The following is a 26987-nucleotide window of genomic DNA, read 5'->3' on the forward strand; positions in this document are numbered from 1 at the left end:
TTTTAAAAGGTTGGTCGAATCATGAAACTACAATTCGAAAATATTGTTTCGTTCGTAGCTGTAGTTGAGGAAGGTTCATTTAGCTCCGCTGCTCGTAAGCTTGGAAAATCCCAATCTACTGTTAGCACTGCTGTTCAGAATCTTGAGTCAGACTTAGGCTTCAATTTATTTAATAGGCAAAATTCAAAAGTCTGGTTGACTGAGAAAGGGAAGCGTCTATTTCATTTATCCGCACCCGTTGTATCAAGGTACCGAGAATTGATTACAACAGCGATACAAATGAATATTTCAGAACAAATTGTTTACCGTGTCGGGATCGATCCATTGGTATTCAATAAAGATGTAAAAAAAACACTGTTGGATTTCTCGGAAGCCTTTCCAAATGTCGATTTGGTAGTAGTCACCAAGCCAAGTTTTATTTTGGGAAATTACATCAACGAGGGAAAAATAGATCTTGCCTTGGGGAACCCATACCACAAAACAAACAACGACTTTAACATTGACGAATTGTTTCACGTTAACTGTTGGTGGGTTGCACATGAAGATTTAGCCTCAGTGACCAGTAACCCTTCTCAGCGTGTTCTTCTTATGGATGGATGCGAAGAGTTGCTCAACTTATCGAACATTGCCTCATATAACTTGTGGAGATTGGACGATTTAGGCACGATTCTCGATTTGTGCAAAGCTCAAAGAGGCATGGCATTTTTGCCAGAATTTCTTGTTGAGAAGAACATGAAAGAGAATAAGCTAAAGATCATTACCGACCACCCCGACTTTTTTGGCAAGAGAGTTGTCGCTTCCCTTTTCTGGCCGGTGCATTCTGACTTTGGTTTGTTTAACCAATGGATCAAAGGTGAACTGCAGACTTGCGTAAGCAAAAAACAGACTTTTATTGCTGACTTAGCGCAGTAGTAAAAGCGACCGTATTGTACAAACTGCTGTTCTAAAAACAGGATAAAAAAGAGCCGCTCATCGCGGCTCTTAGTCTTTTTAATCTCTTAAAAACAAAGAGTTAATTTTTACTAAAGACTGTCTTCTCTTATTCGTTGATGATCATCTACAAAAGTGATGTCCACTCGCCTCTATAAAAGCATCAAGTAAGTTATAGCAACGTTGTTGAGAAGAACTTATCAAGCTTAATGACAGCTTGATCAACATACTTGGTTTGATCATATAAGTCGAAATGTTGCGCACCTTCAATCTTAAACAATTCAGCGTCAATACCAGCATCTTTGCCACGTTTTACTGCAACTTCGCTGAAGTATGCTGATAGCGCCTCTGTACCAACAATGGCTAAGAAAGGTGTATCTCCCAGTAATGCCATATTTTCTGATGGATTATAGGCATAGCGCGTATCTAGTGACATTGCAGCGCGCATAGGTGAGTAGTTTTCCGCACCACCGCCACGTGCAGGGTTACGATAGTAATCTGCAGCACGCACCCAAAACTCATTCATCGATTTGGCTTTTTCTGCCGATGGGATTCCATCAACAAGCACAACCTCGCCGGTTTCGTAATACTTCTGGCGCGCATCACTAGCCATTTGAATTTGTTGGCGATATTGTTCAACAGGATCACCGGTAAGTTGGTCCATATATTGTGTTGCACCACCCATGCCGTAGTCAGTAAAGTCAACAAAACCGCTAACTGTCGCGACTGAATCTAAGCGGGTATCCTGCATCGCAACTTGCAAGCTGTAACCTGCACCTGAACAGATCCCCAGTTCACCGATACGCTGAGAGTCAACACCTGGGAAATGACTCAAAAATGTAATGGCATTTTTGATATCTTCAACTTTCATTGGCGCATTTTCCATACCACGTGGATAGCCGCCACTTTCACCATAAGTACGATGGTCAAAAGCTAAGGTAATGTAACCTTTCTTTGCCATTTTTTCGGCATAAATACCTGCCGTTTGCTCTTTCACACCGCTAGCTGGCGTAATGACCACTAATGCTGGATAGTTTTTGCTCTTATCATAATTTGGCGGTAGAAACACATTGCCAGCAATACGAACATTTTCGCTAAGGAAAGCAACTTTATTCTTACCATCATGATAGTCAGCCCCTAAGAAGGTTTCTGCTGCTACAGATGTTGTACCTAAAACAGCACTAGCAACTAATGAAAGGGCAATTAACTTTGTAGTTTTCATATCTTACTCCATTGATTTCTGAGGTTTACAACGTTCCCCGTTGCAACAGAGGTATGTTATGAAAAAGCACTGGTGTTGATATATAGCAATTAAATCAAATCACTGTTGCTATTCAACAACAATATAAGGATATATACAGAAGTAGTCACCATAAGACCCTAAGTAAGGTGTGACTTGATAAGTTAGAGAGATAACTTAAAGCATGGCGAGAAAGTTTGGTTAGGTGCTAACCGCCGCCCTCACCCCTCATCTTAATGAAGTCAATAAATGCGTCGAGGTGCAACAGCGAGCAAACTATAAGTTTCACCACTAACCAAATTTTGATGAAAAGAACTCAATTAAAATAGTCAGTTAACTCGGAAGAGAATACGATGCCATCGAGCTGGTTTTGTTCGCATAAAGACTTGAGATGATCGGTACAGTATAAATTTGCCACACCTTCCAATCTCGACTTAAATACGGCTTTGTCTTTGACATCATCATCAATAAAAACAAGAGTATCTAACCCTTCAATGCTTCCATAAGAGATCTTTTCGACACACTTTTGTCTGTCTTCTTGTCCAAATGTCATCGACGTATATAAATGCCATTGTTCGCCTTGGTAGTAAGTGGGTAAAAACTCTCCGCTTTTGGATAGGTAACTATGTAAAATTCCAAATGCTTTGGGGGATAAAACAAGATATGTTCGCAACCATAAGCTAATATCAGGCAACACAGAATTGTTGGCAAAAACATCCTCAAACTCTAGCTCTACTGGCTTCCAGATATCTTTCAGAGACTGATTTTCAGTAGCCTGCGATAAGATCCTCACAAAGTAGTCGAAATCACCTAACTGGATAGCGATTTCATCGGGAGTCGTACATATCGTCTGAAAATCATTTAAATTATCTGTAATCCTATAAACCGTCATCATCTTTTCCAAATTTCATTCTTAGCTTCCAATGCATCTTGAAATATGCGCTGCTCTTTAACTCGATTTTTACCCGAAGTAGGTTAACCTAGAAATCCTGTTTAGTTGGAATGCCCTTCGAACATTTCGAGTGAATCCAAGTTTCACTGCTAATACATGGACTAGAATCTCCATTGCCATGCACCTAGCGCTCACCTCCCCCATATAATGAAAACTAGTATGCACGTTAGTCGGACCAATCTCGTGAGGTTACCAACTTTGACCACTTCCCCCCGAAAACGTGTCGTTATGCTCTTCTCTAGTCTCTTTATCAACATCAACTTGGACAGCATGATCTTCAAACCACCAGTTCTGTTACTTCTTTGTTTAACAACACAATTTACGCAAAAAAAGAGCCGCTATTAGCTAGCGGCTCTTAACTATTAGAAATTTCTGTTGAAACAACCATTAAATGAAAATAATGAATCATTTAAAATCATACACTTAAATAAAAACAACCATATCTTGATATCGCGTAAAACAACCATAAATTGATATTTTTGTGAAACGAGTATTTCAGCGAAACTACAACAGTAAGAAAGTTACTTCCAGCTAGCTAGTAAGACTCATCAAAAGAACCACCTTAAGATTAGAAAAGATCTAATCATTACAGTTCCGATAACCTTGCATCAGTCACGGACACTAACTCTCTAAAGAACCGGATACACTTGTTCAATTCTTCACGCTTAACTATGTGCGCTTCAGTTATATCAGTTTGAGCACGGTGAACTGCCTCTCCTCGTTTTTTTAACCATTTATTGAGTTGTACTCTAGCTTCGTCAGCGGTTTGAAAATTGTTCCAAACCCAAGCTTCAGTAACATCAATACCGAAAAATTCTTCAAATAATACTTTCGTTTTTCTAGAGCCAGGATTATGAAAAGACTTAAGTTGCTCCTCTAAACGATTCTCTATAATTTGCCCTAGTTGAGAGCCCATAACTACCCCATATTTGGCATCAACAAGTTCTTTTGCTATGTCTTCTACATAGGTTTCCCATGCCGTGAGAGTCATTATCAGAGTTGCTCTCTTAAGTACCTCTGGAGGTTGGGACTTGGAGTTACATCCGTTTAACTGATCGTAACACTCTAATAATTGCTCTGCGTCTGAGATCGCGTACTCAAAATTGGCTTTCGCTTCTGACATCATTTTTCCTAGTTATCATGATGATATGAATAAGGTTGAATTTACCATATTTAGACTTAAATCATGATAACTAGGCTCAATAAAGTTGAGTTACTTCAATAAGCTAATGACTCTTGATTACTAATCGCACTGAGTGCATGTTCACACCTCCAACAAGCGGCTAACGTTTTAAATCAATCCACTCTGAGGTGTAGTGCATTGGGTCACAAATTTTGCTCATTGATGTGTAGTGAGAATTACCGATTTGTATACCGTGTACCTGTAGGCCCTGCTTCTCTCTTCGGTTGCTAATTTTCCGACTTAACCCCGAAGTCACTGGGAACTCACCATCACTCACTAACAAAACATCGGCTTTATGCCAATCTTCTGAATCACACTTTTCCAGCGCTTTGTTGAGAGGTCCCTCAGCATCAGTGCCGCCACCAAAAGACATCGTAAGGAAGTTAAGCAAGTCATTAAACCCTGAAGCATCTAACGTTAGATCAAGTTCACTGACTTCTTTCTGACTTCCAAACAGATAAACGTAGCAACGCCGTTTTTCTTTATAGGCTACTTTCAAACATTCCAAAACGGTTGCTTTGGCAATGTTTTCTGGTAATCCCTTCATTGAGCCTGATGTATCCAAGCAAATCACCATCGGACCTCGTTTTTTATTGCGTCTATTGCCCTGTTTTTCTCTAATGGACTCTTGCTCAATTACCTCTTCTGTTTCCAAAACCTCAGTTCCTTCTACTGAGTAAGAAAGTAAAGCATGCTCCGCTCGCTTGGCGTGCCATAGTTTTTTAAGCACAGGGTTAGTTAACAGTGAGGCTTCTTGGGGCAACATTCTAGAGATCGAATCTGAGCGAGCAATGCCTTTAGTTTCCATAGGAACAAGAGGTGTCGTTACATACTTCTCATGCCTAGAAGCGACACTCATTTTGATTACGATGTCTTCGAGTACTGAGCCTTCTACTTGCTCATCGCGTCCTAAGTCTCGAATCAAATTTTGTAACTTTGGGAGCTTTTTAACTAACTTATTTAATCGCGTCATATCTAGCCAACCATGGCTTTGAAAAACGCCTTTTGATAAGTCAAAGCCTAAACCAGTAATCAACCCAAGTTCAGTAAATACCTCTTCTAATTGAGCCCATACAGTTAGCCTCTCTTGCCATATAACAGGCAAGATGCCACCAACATCCCGTTCAGAGATCAGTTGCTGCCAGATCTCCTCCGAGGCTGTTTCGGCAATTCTTGTTTGCTGCGCATTAGTGAGAGAAATAGGTTTAGTTTGTTTGCGCTTGTTCTTTCTCTTCTCTAAAGCTTGCTTGATTTGATTTAACGCTTCATCTTCTAGCTGCTTAATCAGGTCACTTATCATAGGCAATGCCTTAGATTGAAGCTGGTCTATTGCCGTGAGAATGTCAGATAGCAAGGCATCAGTGACCTCTTCATTCTGTGTGCAATATTGGCTTAATCCAGACTCTTCTACCTCTTTGCAAATCGCATTGGTGAGTGGCTGTGGTGTTAAGGGAAATAGACTTGCTGGACTTTCTCCTTGTAGAAGTTCATTTCTGGAGTTAACTAATGATTCGCACCGCGCTACTAACTCACCATTAGTATTTGTAATAACAGCCGGAAGAAATTTCTCCGGCACATTATCGAGGCACGTTAATGGGCTATCCAAGTTCAATAACGGAGAGGTAATTTGATACTTTTCTCTAATCACACAGCTCTCCTTCCACTGGATCATCAGAAGGCACTAGCTCTGCAATCTCTATGGTTGGGTCTTTCTCCAACGGCAGACGACTAAACCCATCAATAAGTTTATTCGCTCTATTTGATAGCTTTTCAGCTTGTTTTAGTGACTCATTGAGTGAGTCGACGATTTCTGGTAACAAATTGCAATCTAACCAAAGGTGGTTATTGAAGTATTGTTCAACAATATGCAATTCTTGCTTCACAGTACCAATATATTGATCGATGTTACTTACTATTTCTCGAACGCTTGATATTCGGCTCTCGATATGAGCCTTGGAAAACCTCACACTACCAATTAATGGATCGTTCTCTACTTTTTCCATCCATGGTTCACTCCTGTAATTTCTATTCGTCGTCTTATCTCCGTTATAGTCCTTATAAAGTAAATTGCCATTTCTATCCTTCGCTTGACGTTCACTAGACTTCTTAATTGTTTCATTACCATCACAATCGATATAGAGTAGTTTTCCTTGAGCGTCTTTTTTATGCGGGCTGTTTTCTTCTGCTAACCGACTCTCCCATACACTCATAAGTTGTAATAGGCGTGATGGTGGTGTTTTCCCATCAACAGTCACCAATCGTTTATAAAGCTCTTGCAGGCCTTCAAATTGCTCTGGTTGTTCCCATAAACAATGTGGAAGAATCCAAGTGTCGTAAATACTGGTTTCATTAAAGCCTGAAGTGAAAGCTGACACTTTCATTAATTTCACCAGCTTACGCCAACGGCGATCAGATACGTAAATCTCTTGTGACATTAAGTAATTACGAAATTCTTTACACGCTTCTATCGTTGCTAAAGTCAACTCAACTTTCTCAGCTAGGCGCTGTACCTCATTTAGATCTTCTACCTTCAAACGTACATTGAGTTCTGGGTCGAACCCCTCTAATGCCCCACAAAGTAATGCGTCAAACGACTCCGTAGACACAGGCGACACATAAGAACGCAGAATGAATCTATCGTATAAAGCGCTGAGCTCTTCGCCTTCCGGTAACTCGTTACTTGCTGCTACAACAGAGATTAAAGGAACATTGACTCTTCGATTGCCGTTATCAAACTGGCGTTCGTTCAGCAAAGTTAGAAGACTGTTTAAGATTGCACTGTTTGCTTTAAAGATTTCATCGATAAACGCCACAGATGCTTCAGGCAGGTACCCACTAGTAAGCCGGTTATAACGATCCTCTTCCAACGCTTTGATCGAAAGCGGCCCAAACAGCTCTTCTGGAACAGAAAAACGTGTCACTAATCGTTCAAAGTAATTAGCCTCAACAAAGACACTTTTCAGTCGCTTTGCCAATTCACTTTTAGCCGTTCCTGGAGGTCCAACGAGTAAGACATGCTCACCGGAAAGTGCGGCTAGCATCATTAGTCGAACTTGATGCTCCCTTTCTAATAATCCATCACTCATCTGAGCCATTAGCGTTTGTAGTTTGTCTTTTCTGTTCATCGTTGTTGTACATACTGTCGTTGTCACAATAAATTCCTTCTATTTAAATCTTTCGCGTAGACTTGGGAGCGGATTTACTCCGAGCACCACACGCGTAAGTCAGCTAATGTTGTTTTCTTTATGAAAAGTTCTGTTGTTCCAAGTAATTTGAGCATTTCTTCTGTAATTTGCTCTTTACTCACACCCGGTTGCACCACTGCGACCTGAAACTCGATAGGAGTGGTACGCGAGCGATTCTTTATGCTCTCCAACTGAGCCATATTGCCTTTCAAAAAACGGCTTTGACCTCGCCCTTTCCAAGCTCCCTCACGCTTTTGAATATGTTTGTATAAATAAGGAAGACCAACATGCTTCCAACGCACAGAACGTTGAGCTTGCCCGCAGACTTCATAAAGATCACTTAGTCGTCTTCCTGGTTCACTACCATGAGAGTATTTGCAGTGGTATAGGCTTAGAATTATCTTGTCTGGTAGAGATTTAATCGCCACTAAATCAGCAGCTTCTCCATGGTCATCATCATTGATGATGATGTCGTACTCTGAGTCGATAAGCTGCCAAGTTTGGTGCTGTACTGTATCAATATTTAAGTTCGTACCCATTGACTCTTTCGTTATGTCTACAGTCCATTCGACGGAATGCAAAGAGTCAGGAGAATAACTACCTATATTGTCCTTCACCTCAACCCAGTAACAGTTATAAGAAAATGAACCATCAGCGTAATAGACGAATATCGGATCGTGGTACATCTCCTCTATGAGCGTTCTAGGTTCAGAGTTTCCTACTTGAATGGAGATCGGCTCACCTTCTAACAATTGATAGTCATAGCCTTTAGTCAGTTCTTGGTCGATCAGCAATTTGTATTTTGATGTAGTTTGAAAGGACTCAAAAACCAGAATGGGCTCTTTGGTTTGTTCATCCCTTGTCACTTTTAAATCGACTTCATACAAGTAGAATGAAGATGGACCAAAGTAGATTTTGACGCCTTCTTCATTACGGACTTGAAGTTGCTCACCCCATTGAATTGATATCGGCATATAAGGATGAGGGTTGTCTATTTTCTGAGGTCTCAAGAAGTCACGTGTAATGTTTGTATCATCATTACCACCCTCTACTACTTTATTCCACGCTGCTTTTGCCCAGAGTAACCAATCGGCGATTGAACCCGCTTTGGGAGACCAAACTTTACCTTTACGCTCAGAACAGCCCCACAATACTTTGTTGCCATCCTCGTACCCCATGGCCGCAATATTGCTAAGAGTTGACGCAGATTTTTCAACTGCGCTTAGCCCCTCGGTAACGTTTGGTCCAAAAAATTGCGTAAAGCTGATCGCTCCATTTTGAGCAGAACCAAGATTATTCACCAGTGGATATTCGATGTTATTGAGAACATTAAAAATCTGTTTTCCTGACATAACATAAGTCGACTCACCACATAATTTTTCAGCCAAGATTTCTACTTTAAACCCCTTATAATCATTTGAATAAATGAGTAAAGCGTTACGTTCATTATCCCAATGAGCTATCAGTATTTTGTAGTTGATGTCTTTAACATCTTTAAAGTGACCCCATTTCACAGACGTGCTGGCTACAGCCAACAACACCAAAATATTTTCCTCGGCTGAAATTGAATGCCACATTTCATCATGACTGAATTTTATATCCGTGAACTTCTCAGGGGTCCATTTATCACAATCTGTGTTGAATAACATAGCTGAACAAGATGGTCGCAAGTTCCAGAGCGAAAGTTGTTCGTGTAAGTCCCCATGCCCTTTGAGAGAGTCAACAACCTCTTGCAATCGCACTTCCCGTTCAATTTGGTTCTCAGACAAGCGTCTTAATACTTCATCCCAATCGGCACCAAGTGCGTATAACTTCTGCAATGCACCTTCAACACCAGGGTCAGCTATATTCACAACAACGCTTGCAGAACCGAGTGTTTCTTTGTGAGATACACGAGTAAACCGCCCGATGAACTGTAACGTTATCGCCAAACTTTTATGATGGTCATGAATAGCGGCAATTTTTAAGTTTGGTAAATCGTATCCTTCACCTAGCATATCGACGCATACTACCACTTTGGCTTCTCGTGCTCGCAGATAGGCAAGGCGCTTATTTTGTTCCGTTTTAGAAAGGTCAGAATGAACCAATACTGGTTTAAGCTCTGGCGCTAATTTCTGATATAGATTAAAGACCTCTTTCGCTCTTTCTTTAGTTTTCACCCTAGCCATCATTAAGTGATCAAGCCCTGAATCCATATCATTCTGTAGCAACTTGATTGCTTTATCTGCGATAGCGAGATCCATGGAGTCTTGAAAGTATTCTTCTACTGGTTCGAGCTGTACGTTAGTAAAATAGCCTGCATTTTGAGCTTCACCCATGGTGTAGTTGTAGATGATTTTGGCACCCAAACTTTGAGTATCATTACGGAAAGGCGTAGCGGTAAACTGAACAACTCTTTTTCCAACAAATTGCTCTTTTATTCCATTCCACGTATTAGCTGAAATATGATGAGCTTCGTCGACAAACAGATGGCTACAAGCGTTGCAGATTGTTTCGAGTACACCTGAATTGGAAAAACGTGATTTCAGTATCTGAGGTGTTGCAACGAGCACATTAGCACTGTCGAGCAGCTTCTGCGCCTCTTCTACAGTCTTAATGCCCTTTTTGATCTTCACTACAGCAGGGTGAAGAATTTGTTCGGGGACAACACCAAGCTCAGCTAAGCAACCAAGAGTTTTAAACTTGTCGCCGACTTGATCGCGTAACGAATTTGAAGGGACCAACACCAGAACTTTGTCGCAGCGGTGGTAGATCGTTGTCGCCAACATAGTCTCTGTTTTGCCGGTTCCAGTCGGCAGGACAACTGTACTAGGCTCAATATTCGCTGACCTTGAAAATTCAGCAGAGATTGCGTGAAGAGCGCCGATCTGTGGTGTTCGCAATCCTAAGGCCCCCGACTCTGCGTCCTCAGCCTTAAGCATGAACTGATTCTGCCAAGATTTAGCAATTTGCGAAGGTTTCAAATCGTTCAATGTCGTCAACGGATTCTTTAGCCACCGAAGTTCAGATTCAACGACCAGCGCCTTAAAACTCGAAGGTTTTAGTGTGTATAAAACGGGGTAACCTTCAAGGTGTGAAGTACAAACGCGCTTACTTTTTACAATATAAAACTGAGAAAAATCACCTCTAATTTGCGACGTACAGACAACGATATCAGCGTTATCTGTAGTAGCTATTGATGCAGAGAGTCTAAACGAGTGACGTCCGAACCTCTCGACTCTATTTCCAGATACTTGGATATCCGGAAAAGAAAATGATGGAATTGTTAAAGTAGTAGAATTAGCGTCTGTCATATTCGATGGCACCTCGATTCGTAAATGTTGATACAACAATGCAATCAACAAGCATGCCAAACGCTAACATCATGATTTAATTGAACCTTTGCAAACTATCACAATTTTATATGGTAATAATATTTACCATATGTAAACAAATTAACAGCCAAATAATCCTGCCACGTGTATCGTATCAAGTTGCAAACTCCAATTGCTAATCAAGGATGAGAAGACCACACACCTCTAACAAGTTCAAAATCTTCATATTGAAGAGAGGCGTTATAAGAGCTAGCTTTTGCTTGTAGCAAATCAATTGGCATCGGTGTAATCTCAGTCAACTCTTGAGTCTGATCTACATCGCCCGGCTCTGAGAATCCTCTGTCGTAAATCAGCCCCCCTTTCGCTGTAAATAAACCTCGAGAGTGCAAAAATCCCGAATCTTTATCATCGGCGCAATACCAATACAGCTTAATGTTTTCAGGCATAGCTTCCTTAAACTCAACGAGAGCTTGTTCTGTTAGCTCCCAAGCAGGTTTTCTATCTTCTTCCGAAAAGACGTGAAACTCTACATCATCTTTCTCACATAGCTTCATCAATTCCAATAGTGTCTTGCGGCTACCAGCTTTAGTTGCGCAAATATATGGATCGTAGATTGTTACCTTTTCTGCACCAAAGAGAAGACCGGCGGCTGCACTTGCTAAAGACTTGGCTTCACGCGTGTAAAGAGATATATACGCAAAGTCTGCTTCCTCCAAATCTAAAAGTGATGGAACAAATACAGGCCGATCATTGAAGGAGTCTTCAACCAACCGATGGAATAACTTAGCATCGTGGCTATTTCTAGCAGCTTCAACCCAACCTTCTCCGTCAAACGACCTTCCAAATGAAACTAGCTTGCTTGATTGTAAAGCTCTGAGCTTTTCAGTTGCTCTGTCTAGTCTGGTTCCATCAAGTTCAGCATTAAGCTGCTGAGAGACCTCTCTAAACCAGGCTTTGGGAAAACGCGATAACACCGCTCCTTTCTCGTAGCCCATTCTTGCTTCCAGTATCACAAGATCCATTAAAGAATTAATTTGACTAGGCGCTACCGCAAACTCCAAATGCAACATCAGAACAGCTCCTCCCTTCTTTCTTCAAAGAAGCCATTTGGCCACGGTGCATCAAACTCACCCTCGTCAGTTGTTTTGATTGGAATTAAACGAGTTTTACCCTCGGATTGCTCGCAGAAAACTATCTGTACATCACTTTTCTTACAACCAAACGGTTCGTATTCGATCTCTTCATCTGCGGTTTGGCGGCGACGCTTTAACAACCTCAATAGCAAATGTTCGCTGTGAGTTTCAACCAAGAACATACGGTCAGAATTTTTCTTAGTTGCCTCTAGCATCATGTCTCCTAAAGCTAACTGCCATTTCGGGTGAATATGCAGTTCGGGTTGCTCGCACGATACGATAAGATCTTGTTCAAGTGAGGTAGCAACTACGAATGGGAAGACTTGCGATACGCCAACACCAACGCTTGACGGCACTAAAGGGATGTCAGTATGAGAGTCTTTAAGGATGACTGACTTTTCACTCAAACTAGCTTCACCGTAAGCTGGAGACTCAAAGCAGTAATTAGTGCCAAAGAACTGGCTACTAATAAACTTTTCATTAGTTTTGTTTTTTACCCTTTCACTCGAAAAGGCGAAAGTCTCCCAGCCAGCTGTGCCGTCATACCAACGCTGAGTATTCGTATTCTTGTTCAAGACGGTTGCTCGCGCTGGCACAATACGTAGCGGCCCAATGTGAAGCAAGTCTTCAAGTTTTTTCACTAATAGTTTTAGTGGTGCAAACGCTGCTTGAGAGAGTGAAGCTTCAGCAAACAACTGGGCAGCTAACGGATGACTTTCGAAAACATCAGACCACTCGAACGGAGGTTCTGATAGGTCAAGCCTCTTGTAGATGTTAGGCAACGCATCTTGGCTATTGATGGAAACATCTTCCCACTGACCAGAATCGAAGAGATTTTCGACTTCAAATGATTCATCTACTTCCCAATGTGGCAATGGTTGATAGTGATTAATTTGGCAATCTGGTCGACCTGATTGAGCTGTTGTTTTGAAATACTCAATGCCGTGGCTTTTACATAAATACCGGCTAATGAACGCACGGTTTTTTGTATGATCCCATCTAATATCTAACTCGAAAGATAAAACGTCAGTATCTGATTCTGGCGTAAAGAATAATGTACTCTCTAGTAACCAACGCTCGGACTCCGATAAATAATCATCCCAAATATCCGCAGCACCATCTCTAAAGTCTAGTGTTGCACCTAGGGTGATAACGCCATTTAAATCCTTACCATGTACGATATTGTGAAAACCGCCAAAGTAGAGTGACTCCCCAGCGATTGAACTGTATTGCGCATCGAAATTACGTTTGGTCACTACTTCATACAGATACAACAATGCATGTAATACTGTGCTTTTGCCTGTGCTGTTCGCGCCAAAGAACAACGTGATGGGCGCTAATGGAATCGTGGCTTTGTTTTTAATGCCTTTGAACCCACCAACTGTAAGTGATGTTATTTTCATTTTACCTAACCTTTGATTAAAAAAAGAGGCATCCGAAGATACCTCTGAAATTTATAGTTGGCCTGAGAAGGCTTTTTGGGAAAGTGACATAAACTGATCGTAGAAATATTCATTACTCATCGTTGCTTGAGTAGTGGATAAAAAATTGCAGATATTCACGAACTTGTTTTGTAACTCTATCGGTGGGACAAGAGTAAACTCCTCCAAAAATAGATTTCTGTTCAATGTTGGAACCCCTGCACCTTGTGAGTATCTATCCAATCTAAAAAACCTTAGAAACCATTCTATATACTTCGGACTATTATCGAAAAAATCGGTCACATACAAAGCTGTATTTAAAGGCCAAAAGTCATCTTCTGTATACACTACTTTACCTATAGTACCGCTGCGACCAGTTATAACCCCTGGCCCTTTTACTTTTGATACATTATGGAAACCATTAACACCGTTTGCTGCGTAAATGGGTATATTACCGCTATTACGGCTGTTGGTTGGTAGGTCATATCCTCTTTTTAAAGGACTGACCATCTTAATTTGCTTTCGTTGCCAACCTCTAGTATCTGTTTCGACATTCCAATGTGTGGGATCACCAAACATATCCAAAAACACGCTGCGTAAAAACTCGTCAGCAAGTTCAATGGCTTGCTTGCGTTTCTGGCGAATTGTATCGGCCTTATCCAAAATGGCAGCAATGCGTTTTTGTTCGTCTAGTGGTGGAAGTGGGATTTCTAAAGCCTCAAAGTTTGACTTGTTCACAATCGCAACAGTTGTCGCAGGAGCCATTGACTCCAATATAGGTTTCAATCGCTGTAAAGCATAATAGCCGTATTTGAAGTGCACTTTGGATGAATCAAAACTTACACTGTTTATCTGCTGATTCGTTGCTAATTCCTGAGTAGCTATCGCCAACTTTCCTAGAGACCCAATACAGCAAACCAAAACTGAATTTTCTGGTACCAATTTAGTTTTGGTTGCTCCCTCTTCAGTTAACGTTTGGTTTGCTGTTTTAACAAATTGATTTTCACCAAGTTCAGCAGGCGTAATAAACGGAATATCACCGCCAAAGTAAGACTCAACCTTTTTCGAAGGAGTTTTTCCTGTTGTTACTTTAGCAACACTTTTTATTGCCACCATCGGCCAACTCATAGCATCGACTCCAACTCATTTAAGTCAGCCAAAATCTCATTCTCTAACGCTTTGAGTTTGCCTAGAATCACTTTTGGTTCTTCATAGCTTTCTTTCTCATACACCACTTCTTTATAGCGGTTGATTGATAGATCATATTTGTTCGACTTGATGTCATCTTTCGCTACCAAGAAGGCTTTTTGTGTTTTGTCTGACCACTGCGCAGTTGACTGACCTTCAGCTACCGCCGCTTGATAGGCTTTGTACTGCTTAACCAAATCTGGCAGATCGTTGTCTTTGATTGGCGTACGCTTATCATCGAGCGATTTACCATCAGCTTGCACATCATAGAACCAAACGTTATTTGTACTGCCACCTTTGGTGAAAATCAAGATAGCTGTTGAAACGCCCGCGTATGGCTTAAATACACCACTTGGTAGTGAGATCACCGCTTCCAACTGGTTATCTTCCACTAGGTGTTTACGTAGAGTTTGGTGCGCTTTAGAGCTACCAAATAACACCCCATCAGGGACGATGGTGGCAGTGCGGCCACCGACTTTCAGCATACGTTGGATCAGTGCCACAAACAGCAGTTCAGTCTTTTTGGTTTTAACCACTTTTAGAATCGCTGGGTCGACATCTTCTTCATCTAAGCTGCCTTTAAACGGCGGGTTCGCTAGAATGATATCAAAACCGTTTTTCGCCTCATCAGGATAACGCTCTATGAAGCTTTGGCTTAGGGTGTCTTGGTAATGAATGTCGGGCTGTTTAACACCATGCATCACCAAGTTCATTGCTGCTACGCGAAGCATGGTAGAGTCAAAATCAAAGCCGTGGAACATGTCGTAATCAATATGAGCACGGTTTTCTAGCAAATCTCCTGCGTATAAGTGATTAAACACAGGGTTGCCATACACATCTAAAACTGGCTTACCTTCAGTGTTAAAGGCTTGCTCTTTCTCTACACCTTCAGGTGACGAATACTTCTCTAGCAGGTATTCGTAGGTCGAAGACAAGAAGCCACCGGTACCACAGGCTGGGTCACAAACTCGGTGCGTCTCTTCTACATCAAGCATTTCTATCATCGCGCGAATAATATGACGCGGCGTGCGGAATTGGCCGTTGATCCCTGCGGTGGTCAGTTTAGACAGCAAGTATTCGTACAAGTCACCTTTTACATCTTTGTTTTCTAGTGGCAGTTCACTCACCAATTCGACCGCTTTCACCAATAGCGATTGTTTTTGGATCATTAGCTGCGCATCTTTCATAAAGTCTGCAAACAGCGTGTCATCAGACGTGAGTTCTTTGAAATACGGAAAGAGTTCGTCTTTAACGAGTGGGTATAACTTTTCTGCGCCAAGATGACGGAAGTTTTCCCAACGTATATGCTGTTTATCGTCTGCAAAACGGCGATTAAATGGCCTGCCCGTTCGTGCGCTGCGTTTTTCGTCGTTACGCTCGTTCATGTCTAGCATGCGGGCGTACATTAAATAGGTAATTTGCTCAACTACGGTTAGCGGGTTGGTGATCCCACCCGTCCAAAACTCTTCCCATAGTTTGTCAATTTGGCTCTTTAATGCGCCTGATGTAATCATTATCTGTTCTCTATATTTTTTTATGGTAATTGTCGCTGCAGCTTTATTGATTAGCCCCTCATCTAGTGATGAATGAACAGCGTCAATCGTAATTAGTTGTAGTGTACTTAGCCAGTTGCCATCGCTAAAGGGTTAATTCGCCACTTTCTCGACACTTGCTTGTTTCTCACCCAAATGTACACTAAAGCGGCGAACAAACTGTTCCACCACATCCGCTTGAGCAGGGATTGGGAATACGCCATCTAGGCCAGCATCATCAATTTGATTGAATGGTGCATCGTACAACTGCTCAATATCAACGCTACCGTAGCGGCAAAGGTGATTTTTGAGCATGCCGATAAAGCGTTGCTGTCTAGAATTAAGGTGTGTATGTACTTGCTGCACAAAGGCCGTAAACTCTCCTTCAATTGCTTTCGCATCCATCCCAACAATGGTACGCAGAATCTGGTCGAGCCCTGCGGTTGATTCCGGAAAGAACTCTTTCAAAATCGAAAGATCGACACTTGGGTTTTGTGTATGCACAAGCGCATTGAGCGTCTCTAAATCCGCTTCTGTTACTGATTGTCCAGCACGTATTTTCTGCAACACTTCATTTGATTCAAACAATGGTGACAGTGTTCTTTCGACCTCTTGTTTATAGATCTGGTAGTCCACCGTCACAATATCGGTTTTCACCTCATCAGTGCGATATTCAGCCGCATCCTCTTTCACGTCCAATACAGGTGTTGGCTTAGGTGGAGGAGTCGCGCCTTTATCACGCAGATGAATTACCGTTCGCAGCTCGCTTCGACAAGCTTCTAATTCATGGTGATCAGCATCATTCCAGAAGTTCGGCTGCTGCACTTGCTTAATAGTACTAGCCTTACTGCGCACTTCGTTAAGGTGCATAGAAAGTGTGGTGACCTTGTCCATAATCGGCATCGCAACAATATCGACCTTGGAAGGTTGTTTGAGTTTGATAAGCTCAAGCTCTAAGAACTGGAGATCGAGGCGCAAAGCTTCGCTCTCGCCAGTAATCGGTTTCCACTGCATTAGCGGAGCCATCGTAGAGCGCAGTAGCTCCTTGGTATCCGGAGCCATTTGGTGCAAGGTTTTCTCATCACTTAGTTGCGCTTTAATTTGCCAGTTTTCACGCACTTCGATGGTTTTATCGTTAAGCGATTCGATATCGGCTTTAATCTGTGGGATCACCGAATCGAAGATATCCATTTCTGCACGTTTAATTGCCTCATCAGCCAAGTTTAGCCGCGCTTCAAATACCTTTTGCGCAAGAGACTTACCTTTTGCACCATCATCTTCTTCTGGGTTCATTTTGAAATATTCAAAGTTGTTCCAGTGATCGAAGATCAAGAAATGTTTTTTATGTTCGCCTTGGCCAAACAAGTTCTCACACAAACGGGTACCACGACCTACCATTTGCCAAAACTTCACTTTCGATTTAATCGGTTTAGCAAACACAAGGTTGATACATTCCGGCACATCAATACCGGTATCGAGCATATCGACAGACACCGCAATGGTGATCTCTTCTTTGTTGCCTTCAGCACTTTTGAAGTTGTCGATCAGTTCATCTGCGCGTTCGTATTTCGAGTGAATCACTCGGCAGAAGTTACCACCCAAATCGGGGTACATTTCCGCAAACAGATCGGCGATAAGTTCGGCGTGTTTGATGCTACGAGCAAAGATAATCGATTTACCAGGCAATTGATTGTCAGCATCTTTAAGACCACGTTCCATTAAATTACGGATGATCTGGCGGTTGGTGTCTTTGTTAAAGATCGCTTTATCGATTAGCTTTGAATCAAAATCGAGCTCATTCGGGTCGATTCCTTGATCTTCAAGCTCAGCTATCTGCTCATCAGTGAGCTCATTACCTTTAATGCCATCACGCAAGAACTTGGTGGTATGAGAAACGACTTTAAAAGGCACGAGGTTTTCTTCTTCAATCGCTTGCTCTAATGGGTAGTTGGCCGTTGGCATTTTGTAGTCACAACCAAACAGCTGGCTGGTCGAGCGGGAAATCATCTCAACTGGCGTTGCCGTCAAGCCCACTTGCAGCGCATCAAAATACTTAAACAGCTCACCATACTTGTTGTAGATAGAACGATGCGATTCGTCGGCAATAATAAGGTCGAAGTGACCAACATCGAATTCTTCGAAGGTTTGCATCATGCCTGGGTAAGTTGCGATCACGATACGCGCTTTACTCGCAAGTTCTTTTTTGCTTTTGCCCTTTACGAATAACGGCTCTTTAGTGAACTCATTAAATGCGTTTGCCGCTTGCTTACGTAGCTCTTTACGGTCACATAAGAACAACACTCGCTTTGCCCAACCTGCATCAAGTAGACGCTTCGCTAGCGCAATGGAAACACGCGTTTTTCCCGTACCTGTGGCTTGCACGATCAGCGCTTTACGGTGCTTATCGCTAAATCGTTCACAGACACGAGTGATCGACTCCATTTGATAGAGTCGACCTGCGACTTCGGTATCAATCGGAGTGCTGTTAAGATCTCTTTTCAGCGCACGCTGCTGGATAAGGTATTGCAGACTGTCTTTAGAGTAGTAACCAAAAAGTTTGCGAGGTACGTAGCCCTGAGCGTCATCCCACAACCAGATATCATAACCATTGGTATAGAAAATAACTGGACGTTGACCCGTTTGTTTTTCTAACGCATCAGCATAGATTTTGGCTTGCTCTTGTCCTGCTCGCGCATCCACTCGGGTTTTCTTCGCTTCAATAACCGCTAGCGGCTTGCCATTATCATCCCAAAGCACGTAGTCACAACGGCCTTTGCCTGATTGAGTCGGTTGACCTTTTACTTCGTACTCTTTTGATACTTGTTCTGTGCTCACCTCTGCCAGTGCAACATCCCACCCTTCACTTCTCAGCTCCGAATCGATTAGACGTTTACGAGTTTCCGCTTCGTTAAAGTCAAAGCTGTTCTTCAACTTGAGAGTGTTGCGCTTTAGCTTCTCAGCTTTGGTTTGATCAACTTCCAACTTGAGCTTACTAGCAGCCTGCTGGGCCAACAACTGGGCTTCTTTCGCCTCTTCAAGCTCTTTTAACGCCTGTGTAAGCTGCTCACTGTTCTGGGCGAGCTTTTGTTGTAGCTGTTTGTTTTTTCGCTTGAAATCTGCTTTAGACTCACCCTCTAGCGGAGCATTGTCAGGTTGAGAATATCGTGGACATTCTTCTTGGGAACCATCCCCATAGGCAATGAAAAGCCAACAACCAATCAGGTAGGATTCTTTGAGTAACCAGAGTGCGTCATGCTGATTGACATATCCGTCATGGGCAGCTTTGTTTCCGCCTTTGCGCACAGCATGAAATTTATCGAGAATATCTTTATGGATGATGGCAGTAAACGAAGCACTCGTCAGCTTGTCGTGAACAGACGCATTTGGCAATACTGGCAAGCGTAGCTCTCGGTATAGGTAGCCCACGATTTTTTCGACATAGCAACGAAGCTTAACCATCGAGCTTTGAGGATCTGTCACTGCATAAGCTTCGGCAAATGCACCCAATTCAGCCAATTCTGGCCAGTCTTTTCTTAGATGTTCAAAGTTCACTGACGTTTTCACTTTTATTGTACTCCTGACCTCAATGAGCAATGGGTATGCCAACCCTGTTTTAGCCAACTTGCTTATTCTTCGATACCTAATTTTGTCATCCAACCGCTTAACGTTTGATGGCTCTTTAGACCTAGAGCTTCAGCTGCTTTGGATTTATTATTGCGACTATACTCTAAAGCTGATTCAACCGCATCTTTCTTAATAGTATCAATGTATTGCTGTATATCCCCTGGTACGGAAAATTCACCCTGAGAAGATTGGTTTTTGCCTGCACTTAATACTGACGATTGAAGATCTTCAGTAGAAATGGTGGCCGATTCTGACCATAACACAGCGCGATTCAGTGTATTCCAAAGCTCCCTGATATTTCCGGGCCATCGATAGGATTTTGCAAAATTTATTGCATCGTCGGAAATTTTCTTACTTTCGAAGAGTGGGTGTTTTTCTGCCTGTTGATTGATATCGTTCATGAGTGTTGAGATGAGTTCTGGAATATCTTCCGATCTCGCTCTAAGCGGTGGCATTTCAATAACCCCTACTGCGAGTCGGTAGAATAAGTCTTCCCGAAAGGCTCCTTGCGATGTCATCTGAAACAGATCTTGGTGCGTAGCTGCAATAATGCGAACATCAACAACCTTAGATTTAACGTCACCGACTCTCGTAATTTCTTTTTGTTGCAACACTCTAAGTAATTTAACTTGGACATTGAGTGGCAGCTCGCCCACTTCATCTAGGAATAAGGTGCCACCATTAGCCTGTTCAAATAGCCCTGAATGGTCTTTATCTGCTCCTGTAAACGCCCCTTTTACGTGACCAAAGAGAATTGAGTCCACCAAGTTCTCTGGTAATGCACCGCAGTTAACGGCTCTAAATGGCATTTCAGCGCGAGAGCTTGCATTGTGAATGGCTGTTGCCATGACTTCTTTGCCTGATCCACTTTCACCCAGTACGAGTGCAGGTAAATCAGATAATGCAAGTCTGTGAGCTTTTTTCACTAAAAGCTGCATGATTTTCGACTTTGCAGTTATAGCTTCAAAGGCCGAGCTTAATTGAGGGAGATCGGATGTCAGTGACTGTATAGCATTAGTGGAGGTTCTGGCATACTCCGTCGCGAAATCAACGGGGATATCCACTTCAATTAACTCGCCCTTGGGCGATGTTTGAAGTAACTGGCATTTCCCAATGCTCTTGCCGAGTAAGACAGAAACTACTGTCATTGCCGGCGTTCCAGATGTGAGGTTCAAATAAATGTGTTCCGAGCCAGCAGAAATCTTACTCAGCTGTTTTTGCATCACTTTGGTTATAGCGGAATAATCTATCGGCGACGCCAATCGAACACGTTGGATAGTCACTAAGGTCTTAGAACGACCAACACAAGCAAGCTTTCTCTCCAACCATTCTTTATAGTCGTGCCATTCATCATCCCATGTACTGGCAAGGATAATAATGCTGTCTAGAGTTTTACCTTTCAAAGCAATCGTTGCAATTGAAGCTGGGTTATCTAGCTTCATTTGATCAAGATCTGTTCTACCAAGCCAACTGAGTAAGGTTGCCATTTTGACTTCCGTAACTATTTTTACTTATGGGAATAGAGTTTACCGCATTAAGCGTTGAGTTGATATTCAATTACACTCAACGCTATATCAATAGAAGCAAAATCAGAAAGTTGTGGCTGGCCTCTCAATCCCAAGTAAAACCCTGTTAACCGGACTTTTAGCTCCTAGACTAGATTCAGGAGGAGCTCTATGTTTTTGCAAAGAACCAAACCTTACGGTGATGAAAGCTTGGAAAGCTTCTTTATCCGAGTTGCAAACAAAAATGGATATAGTGATGTCCATCGCTTCCTAGAAGCCACAAAGCGCTTCCTACAAGACATTGACCATAACGGCTATCAAACCTTTCCAACCGATATCGCAAAGGTTAACCCCTGAACGGCCAAAGATAGCTCTGGTGCCCGAACTGCCTCACTCCTGAAACTCGCTCAATTAACGTTTAACGAACCTACCGAGTTACTTGGATTAGCAATTAACAGAACAAACTTAAAACATTCTCCATCCACCAGTGCTGTGATACGAAGTTCTGAAGTTTTTCCGCGTAGTTTACTTCGAACTAAATCCATCCCCTGCTGCCCATTGTGTTTACAACAAAATGGCTACGCCTCCTACCTTTGGCATTTTGAGGGTTACGACCACTGCCATATCCATGATGTACCTTTGCTCAACAGTTGTCGCTGTGGCGCTGAGTACGACTATCAAGTGTCTGGTTTAAGTGGAATGTGCGGGGACTGCAAAAAAACTATCAGTACGAAAAGTTCAGAGAATAGCCATAAAGCAATATCCACTGTTTCAAGTTGGCTCGCCGGCAATGAGTCTAAAGATCTACCTGACGTCCCCAAAAGCTATCGTTGGGGTTTGATTCATTGGTGGGTCCACATCAGCAAAAATGAATTCGATCACGTTTCGTTCAGCCAATTTTTCTCAAACTGGCCTAGCTCGTTTCATTCTATGATCGATAATGAAATCGAATTCAACCTAGAGCACGCAATTGTTGGAAAGAAGGAATTACGGGTTAAGGACCTTTTGGGGCGCATCTTTTTTAGTTCTATATATAGCCTCTTCACGATTTTGTCGTAAGCTTTCACAAGTTTAGATCATGAAGAGGCAATATCAAATTATGGCTGTACCAAAAATCAATATATGGTTGTAAATATCAATTTATGGATGTTTCAACAATTTCCGATATTCAGTCGACTTACTCTTTACCGAATACGTTGTTTTCTTGCTCTTGCACGCGGATGAACGTAGTTCGCTTGGTTAGCTCTTTAAGCTTTGCTGCACCTACGTAAGTACATGTTGAGCGAACACCGCCAAGGATGTCTTGGATAGTGCCGTGAACACTGCCACGGTATGGCAATAATACGGTTTTACCTTCAGCTGCGCGGTAGCCAGCAACACCACCAGAGTGCTTGTCCATCGCGCTCTTCGACGACATACCGTAGAACTTCATGAACTTCTCGCCGTCTTTCTCGATGACTTCGCCGCCTGACTCTTCGTGACCAGCAAGCATACCACCTAGCATGACGAAATCAGCACCGCCACCGAATGCTTTCGCTACATCACCCGCACATGAACAGCCACCATCACCGATGATCATACCGCCAAGACCGTGAGCTGCGTCGCCACATTCGATGATTGCAGAAAGTTGTGGGTAACCAACACCTGTTTTGACGCGAGTTGTACATACAGAACCAGGACCGATACCTACTTTCACGATGTCTGCACCAGCAAGAATCAACTCTTCACACATGTCACCAGTTACGACGTTACCAGCAGAGATAACCTTGTCTGGGAATTCAGCACGAACACGTTGTACGTACTCCACCAAATGCTCTGAGTAGCCGTTCGCGATGTCGATACAGATGAAGATGAACTCATCAGAAATCGCCATGATGTCTTTAGTTTTTTGGAAGTCTGCATCAGACGTGCCCGTTGACACCATCACGTTGTTTAGCGTTGTTTTGTCTGCTGTTTTCGCAAACTCTGCCCAGTCTTCAACTGTGTAGTGTTTGTGAACAGCGGTCATTACACCATGCTCTGCTAGCGCTTTAGCCATTGCAAAGCTACCAACCGAATCCATGTTAGCCGCAATTACTGGTACGCCAGACCATTGACGACCACTATGCTTGAATGTAAAATCGCGGGTTAAATTTACTTGAGAACGGCTCTTAAGGGTAGAACGTTTCGGGCGAAACAGTACATCTTTAAAACCTAACTTAAGTTCTTGTTCGATACGCATTGTGTAATTCCTTGATTCATAAGTATATGTGTCATCTCAGAGTGCGTAGTGAAATCGTTGGCAGACGAGTTCACTGTTCTTCGGACACAAAAAAACCGGAGCGTTGGCAGACGCTCCGGTTTTCAGCATTATAGGCTGTGATTTATTTCCTACAAGTCTGATATTTGATTTTTTTTTGTGATACCATCTTGGAAATTGCATATCAAAAACACCTCCCCTCTTCCCAAAATCGCAACTTAATTAACAATATCAAACAGTTAAAGCGCTCGATTATTTTATCCTTTGCGCAAACCTTTGCGTCACTTTCATCGTAGGTTACCGTTTAACTTCTCATAAACGCTCAAAATAACGCCAAACTGACCCAGTTAGTGCGATTCTTCAAAAAAATATTCCTTCAAATTTTTCATGCCCAACATCACTTTTTTGCCTCTTCTTGAAAGCGAATGAGCTAAAAAAGCTCTGTTCAGTTCTTTTGTGTGTTGATGGCACATCGAAGAGATTCGATAACGTCACTCGCCAACAAGCCAACTTCACCACTTTGTTGGACATTAATATCGGCTGCATGACTATGAAGTATCACGCCTAAACGAGCCGCCACAGCAATAGGAAGTCCTTTTGCAAGTAGCGCAGCAATCACACCAGACAAGACGTCTCCCATTCCCCCACTCGCCATCCCAGGGTTACCCGCGAGACAAACATACATTCTGACACCGTCATAGATAAGAGTGCCCGCGCCTTTGAGTACAACAACTCCACCGTAGCGTTCATGAAGCTGCCTCGCCGCTGCAAAACGGTCCTGCTCTACCTCTTTTGTTGAAACATGGAGCAAGCGTGCAGCTTCTCCGGGGTGCGGTGTCATAACGCGTTGCTCGTCTCGTAAAAACACGACATCATTTCTCTGATTGAGCATAGCAAGGATGTTTAGTCCGTCAGCGTCCACCACTTTGAGTTTGTTTTTCTGAGATAAGAATTGATATGCCTGATGTGCCCATTCATCTTGCCCAAAACCAGGACCAAAGACGAGAACATCAGCCCAACGACTACGCTTAACCAGCTCGTTATCGGTGTCTTTGAGCTCATCAAGTGTAATGCCTCGACTCATTATTTCTGGAGCTCCCACTTGTAACGGTAGTAGCGAGCTTGGATAGGTAATCGCTGCAGTTAAACCCGCCCCTGTTCTCGCTGCGGCAGAAGCACATAATCGAATCGCGCCTGCCATACCTTGATTACCTCCTACACAGAGGAGTTTCCCGTTATCGCCTTTATGGGCAGTGGCTTTCCTTTCAGGTAGCAGTCTACCGATAATCTGATGATCAATACCTAACGCGCTTTCTTCTTCAATCGACTCGAACTCGACGTTCACACCTAAGCCGGAAAAATGCAGGTCTCCAACGTAATCTCTTGCTTGCCCCGTGCACAAACCTTGCTTTACACCAATAAATGTCACGGTATGGTCTGCGCGAATAGCCTCTCCCAAAACGGCGCCAGTATCAGCACTTAGACCCGATGGCACATCAATAGCGATTACAGGACAATGGACTTGATTGATTTGCTCTATATAGCGACGAGAGTCGGCTCTGACTTCTCCCATTAACCCTGTCCCTAACATGCCATCGATAATCACATCAGCTTCTAACAATGCAGTATGCCAATCATCCCAAGCACTGTTCTCTCCATCGCTAGCTTGCCAATCTTCGAACGCTCTCAGAGCATCACCTTTCAAGGTTAAAGGGTCACCCAACTGAAACACGCGTACATTCAGCTGTGCCTGCTTTGCTAGAGTGGCAAACACATAACCATCACCACCATTATTGCCTTTACCGCACACCACCAACACATTTCGTGCTCTGGGATAAAGATGAAGAAAACGCTCATACACAGCCATTCCAGCGCGTTGCATAAGGCTATACATTGATACCCCCGCCAATTGAGCTGCCATTACTTCTCCATTTCTGACTTGTTCAGCGGTGTAGAGCTTGAGAGCGAGATTAAAGTCCATATGATTATTCTGCGCATTTGAAGACACGATTTAAGTATACAAAAAAGCCGAGGCGAACCTCGGCTTTTAATATCGTTATTTAATCAACCTTTAGTTGTGTTGCTGAGACATCAACGCTTCAGCCGTCGCATCTTGAATAGACAAGAACAAGGAATTGATTTTTCCTGTAGGTGTACGCATTGGGTTCAGCGTTACGTTCTGGTACATAAACTCTGCTTGTTGTGTCACAGGACGCACGTTACGGCAGCGGAACAAATACGGACGCTGACGCCAAGTAATAAAGCTTCGGCAGCCCAAATCATAAACCGGCTTGGTTTTTAGCTTGAACCACTCTTGTGGGATCTCTGGGAAAATATCAAAAATGGAGCGACCAATTGCCTCGTGAGATTGCAAGCCACTGTGATGGGTCATAAACCCATTCCATACTTGTACGTTGTAATCTTTATCGATCACAACCAAACCCATGTCGACATTCTGAACCATGTCGACCATCCAATGGAATTGTTCAAATTCTGCAGGTAGATTCAGCATTAGAAGTCCTCCATTAGGTATGACAATTTGTTGTCTAGCAAAGGCAGCGACTCGTCAACGAACATAAACAGAAGATCACAACGAATTGATGTACCTTCAATGTTGTAGCTCACTTCAAATGTCATGGTTCGACTAAATGCCCCCGTGGTTGATTCAATAATTGAATCGATGGAGATGTGCTGCCCGAGCAATACAGGAGAACTCTGGAAGAATCGCACCTCAGATTGCTCACCTAAACCATTCAAGAATGCGCCTACCAAGATGTTAGAGATATCCATCAGCAGTTCGAGCTCTTCTAACTCTTCGCTATCTGCAGGCACCTTCATTAGCTTTTTCAAGTCAGAGACACTTGAGTCACTTAGGATAACCAGTGCTTCGCCCGCAATGCCTTCTCCACAAAACCCCTGACAAACACCTGAGACGTTGTCATGAGATGCTAAATCTCTCAATGCCATATGAAGCTCACTGACTTCGAAGATATTTACGTTTGGAAGTGGAAGCTGAACAAAAACATCAAAGTGACGCGCCAAGGCATCTGCCGCTCGACCAATCGACACGTTAGCCACTTCCATGTAAATATCACGACGACGCAGAATAGGCAGCTCAATCGTTGTAGGAGTGATGACCTGTGGACGATCATTAGGCTCAATCAGCTCTTTTAACGTCGCTTTAAGCTCGTCTTTACCAATTGGCTTTTGAATAAACGCTTTCGCACCGAGTGCAAATACACGCTCTTTTGCTTTGGGTTGAATATCACCAGACACAACCACAACTGGCGTTTGAATGCCTAAGCGTTTCATGTTTTCCAATGTTTCAAAACCATCCATCTCTGGCATGGTCAAATCAAGAAACATCAGTTTAAATTCTTTCTGCGCTAGTTCTTCTAGCGCGTTTTTACCATGAATGGCAAATGTCACGTCTGCATTTAATGTTGCCGGCAGTGATCTTGCCATCTGTTTGCGTGCTAACGCAGAGTCATCACAGATGAGTACAGGAAAAGACATTCTACCACCTTTATATATTCAACAA

General features: G+C 42.7%; 19 protein-coding genes. 3 read left to right on the plus strand and 16 right to left on the minus strand.

Features of this window, described 5'->3' with window-relative positions; translation table 11 throughout:
* Positions 1-21 precede the first annotated feature (21 nt).
* Positions 22-912, plus strand: a complete 891-nt coding sequence (locus tag OH463_RS18890) for a LysR family transcriptional regulator (RefSeq protein ID WP_269992079.1) — start codon at positions 22-24, stop codon at positions 910-912.
* Between the two features lie 190 nt (positions 913-1102).
* Here the strand turns inward: OH463_RS18890 and OH463_RS18895 are convergent, their stop codons facing one another.
* The 12 genes from OH463_RS18895 to OH463_RS18950 all read right to left on the minus strand — a co-directional run bounded on the left by OH463_RS18895 (position 1103) and on the right by OH463_RS18950 (position 21189).
* Positions 1103-2152: an alpha/beta hydrolase gene (locus OH463_RS18895; protein ID WP_005452346.1), complete on the minus strand. Its 1050-nt coding sequence runs from the start codon at positions 2150-2152 to the stop codon at positions 1103-1105.
* Positions 2153-2486: 334 nt separating this feature from the next.
* Complete coding sequence (locus OH463_RS18900) at positions 2487-3065, minus strand: hypothetical protein (protein WP_306305196.1); 579 nt, start codon at positions 3063-3065, stop codon at positions 2487-2489.
* A 643-nt stretch (positions 3066-3708) separates the two neighbouring features.
* Positions 3709-4248, minus strand: a complete 540-nt coding sequence (locus OH463_RS18905; protein WP_269992082.1) for a HEPN domain-containing protein — start codon at positions 4246-4248, stop codon at positions 3709-3711.
* Between the two features lie 157 nt (positions 4249-4405).
* Positions 4406-5953, minus strand: coding sequence for a VWA domain-containing protein (locus OH463_RS18910; protein WP_269992084.1), 1548 nt, complete (start codon positions 5951-5953; stop codon positions 4406-4408).
* Positions 5946-7457, minus strand: coding sequence for an AAA family ATPase (locus tag OH463_RS18915; RefSeq protein ID WP_269992086.1), 1512 nt, complete (start codon positions 7455-7457; stop codon positions 5946-5948). The genes OH463_RS18910 and OH463_RS18915 overlap by 8 nt, the downstream gene beginning before the upstream one ends.
* 47 nt (positions 7458-7504) lie before the next feature.
* Positions 7505-10783: a DEAD/DEAH box helicase gene (locus tag OH463_RS18920; protein ID WP_269992088.1), complete on the minus strand. Its 3279-nt coding sequence runs from the start codon at positions 10781-10783 to the stop codon at positions 7505-7507.
* Between the two features lie 200 nt (positions 10784-10983).
* Positions 10984-11874 carry a hypothetical protein gene (locus tag OH463_RS18925; RefSeq protein WP_269992090.1) on the minus strand — a complete coding sequence of 297 codons (891 nt, stop codon included), beginning with the start codon at positions 11872-11874 and terminating at the stop codon, positions 10984-10986.
* Positions 11874-13340, minus strand: coding sequence for an AAA family ATPase (locus OH463_RS18930; RefSeq protein ID WP_269992092.1), 1467 nt, complete (start codon positions 13338-13340; stop codon positions 11874-11876). Before OH463_RS18930 ends, OH463_RS18925 begins: the two co-directional genes overlap by 1 nt.
* A 51-nt stretch (positions 13341-13391) precedes the next feature.
* Complete coding sequence (locus tag OH463_RS18935; RefSeq protein WP_269992094.1) at positions 13392-14486, minus strand: restriction endonuclease subunit S; 1095 nt, start codon at positions 14484-14486, stop codon at positions 13392-13394.
* Entirely contained in the window at positions 14483-16060 is a 1578-nt protein-coding gene (locus OH463_RS18940) for a type I restriction-modification system subunit M (RefSeq protein WP_269992095.1), read from the minus strand. Before OH463_RS18940 ends, OH463_RS18935 begins: the two co-directional genes overlap by 4 nt.
* Before the next feature lie 132 nt (positions 16061-16192).
* Positions 16193-19642 carry a DEAD/DEAH box helicase family protein gene (locus tag OH463_RS18945; RefSeq protein ID WP_269992097.1) on the minus strand — a complete coding sequence of 1150 codons (3450 nt, stop codon included), beginning with the start codon at positions 19640-19642 and terminating at the stop codon, positions 16193-16195.
* 62 nt (positions 19643-19704) lie between these two features.
* Positions 19705-21189: a sigma-54 interaction domain-containing protein gene (locus OH463_RS18950; RefSeq protein ID WP_269992099.1), complete on the minus strand. Its 1485-nt coding sequence runs from the start codon at positions 21187-21189 to the stop codon at positions 19705-19707.
* 189 nt (positions 21190-21378) lie between these two features.
* Here OH463_RS18950 and OH463_RS18955 point away from each other — a divergent pair, with 189 nt between their 5' ends.
* A complete protein-coding gene (locus OH463_RS18955; protein WP_241670043.1) occupies positions 21379-21564 on the plus strand; it encodes a TniQ family protein in 186 nt (61 codons plus the stop codon).
* 39 nt (positions 21565-21603) lie between these two features.
* Positions 21604-22266 carry a TniQ family protein gene (locus OH463_RS18960; protein ID WP_269992121.1) on the plus strand — a complete coding sequence of 221 codons (663 nt, stop codon included), beginning with the start codon at positions 21604-21606 and terminating at the stop codon, positions 22264-22266.
* 118 nt (positions 22267-22384) lie between these two features.
* Here the strand turns inward: OH463_RS18960 and OH463_RS18965 are convergent, their stop codons facing one another.
* From OH463_RS18965 to OH463_RS18980, 4 genes are all read right to left on the minus strand, one after another.
* Complete coding sequence (locus OH463_RS18965) at positions 22385-23428, minus strand: GMP reductase (RefSeq protein ID WP_005452348.1); 1044 nt, start codon at positions 23426-23428, stop codon at positions 22385-22387.
* A 463-nt stretch (positions 23429-23891) separates the two neighbouring features.
* A complete protein-coding gene (locus tag OH463_RS18970) occupies positions 23892-25427 on the minus strand; it encodes an NAD(P)H-hydrate dehydratase (RefSeq protein WP_269992102.1) in 1536 nt (511 codons plus the stop codon).
* Between the two features lie 90 nt (positions 25428-25517).
* Positions 25518-25958: a PAS domain-containing protein gene (locus tag OH463_RS18975; protein ID WP_005452351.1), complete on the minus strand. Its 441-nt coding sequence runs from the start codon at positions 25956-25958 to the stop codon at positions 25518-25520.
* The gene (locus tag OH463_RS18980; RefSeq protein WP_009697299.1) at positions 25958-26962 is read right to left on the minus strand and encodes a response regulator; all 1005 of its coding nucleotides are present in this window, start codon (positions 26960-26962) and stop codon (positions 25958-25960) included. The genes OH463_RS18975 and OH463_RS18980 overlap by 1 nt, the downstream gene beginning before the upstream one ends.
* Between the last annotated feature and the right edge of the window lie 25 nt (positions 26963-26987).

This window comes from Vibrio sp. NFR, assembly GCF_027587095.1.
Classification (GTDB): Bacteria; Pseudomonadota; Gammaproteobacteria; order Enterobacterales; family Vibrionaceae; genus Vibrio; species Vibrio harveyi.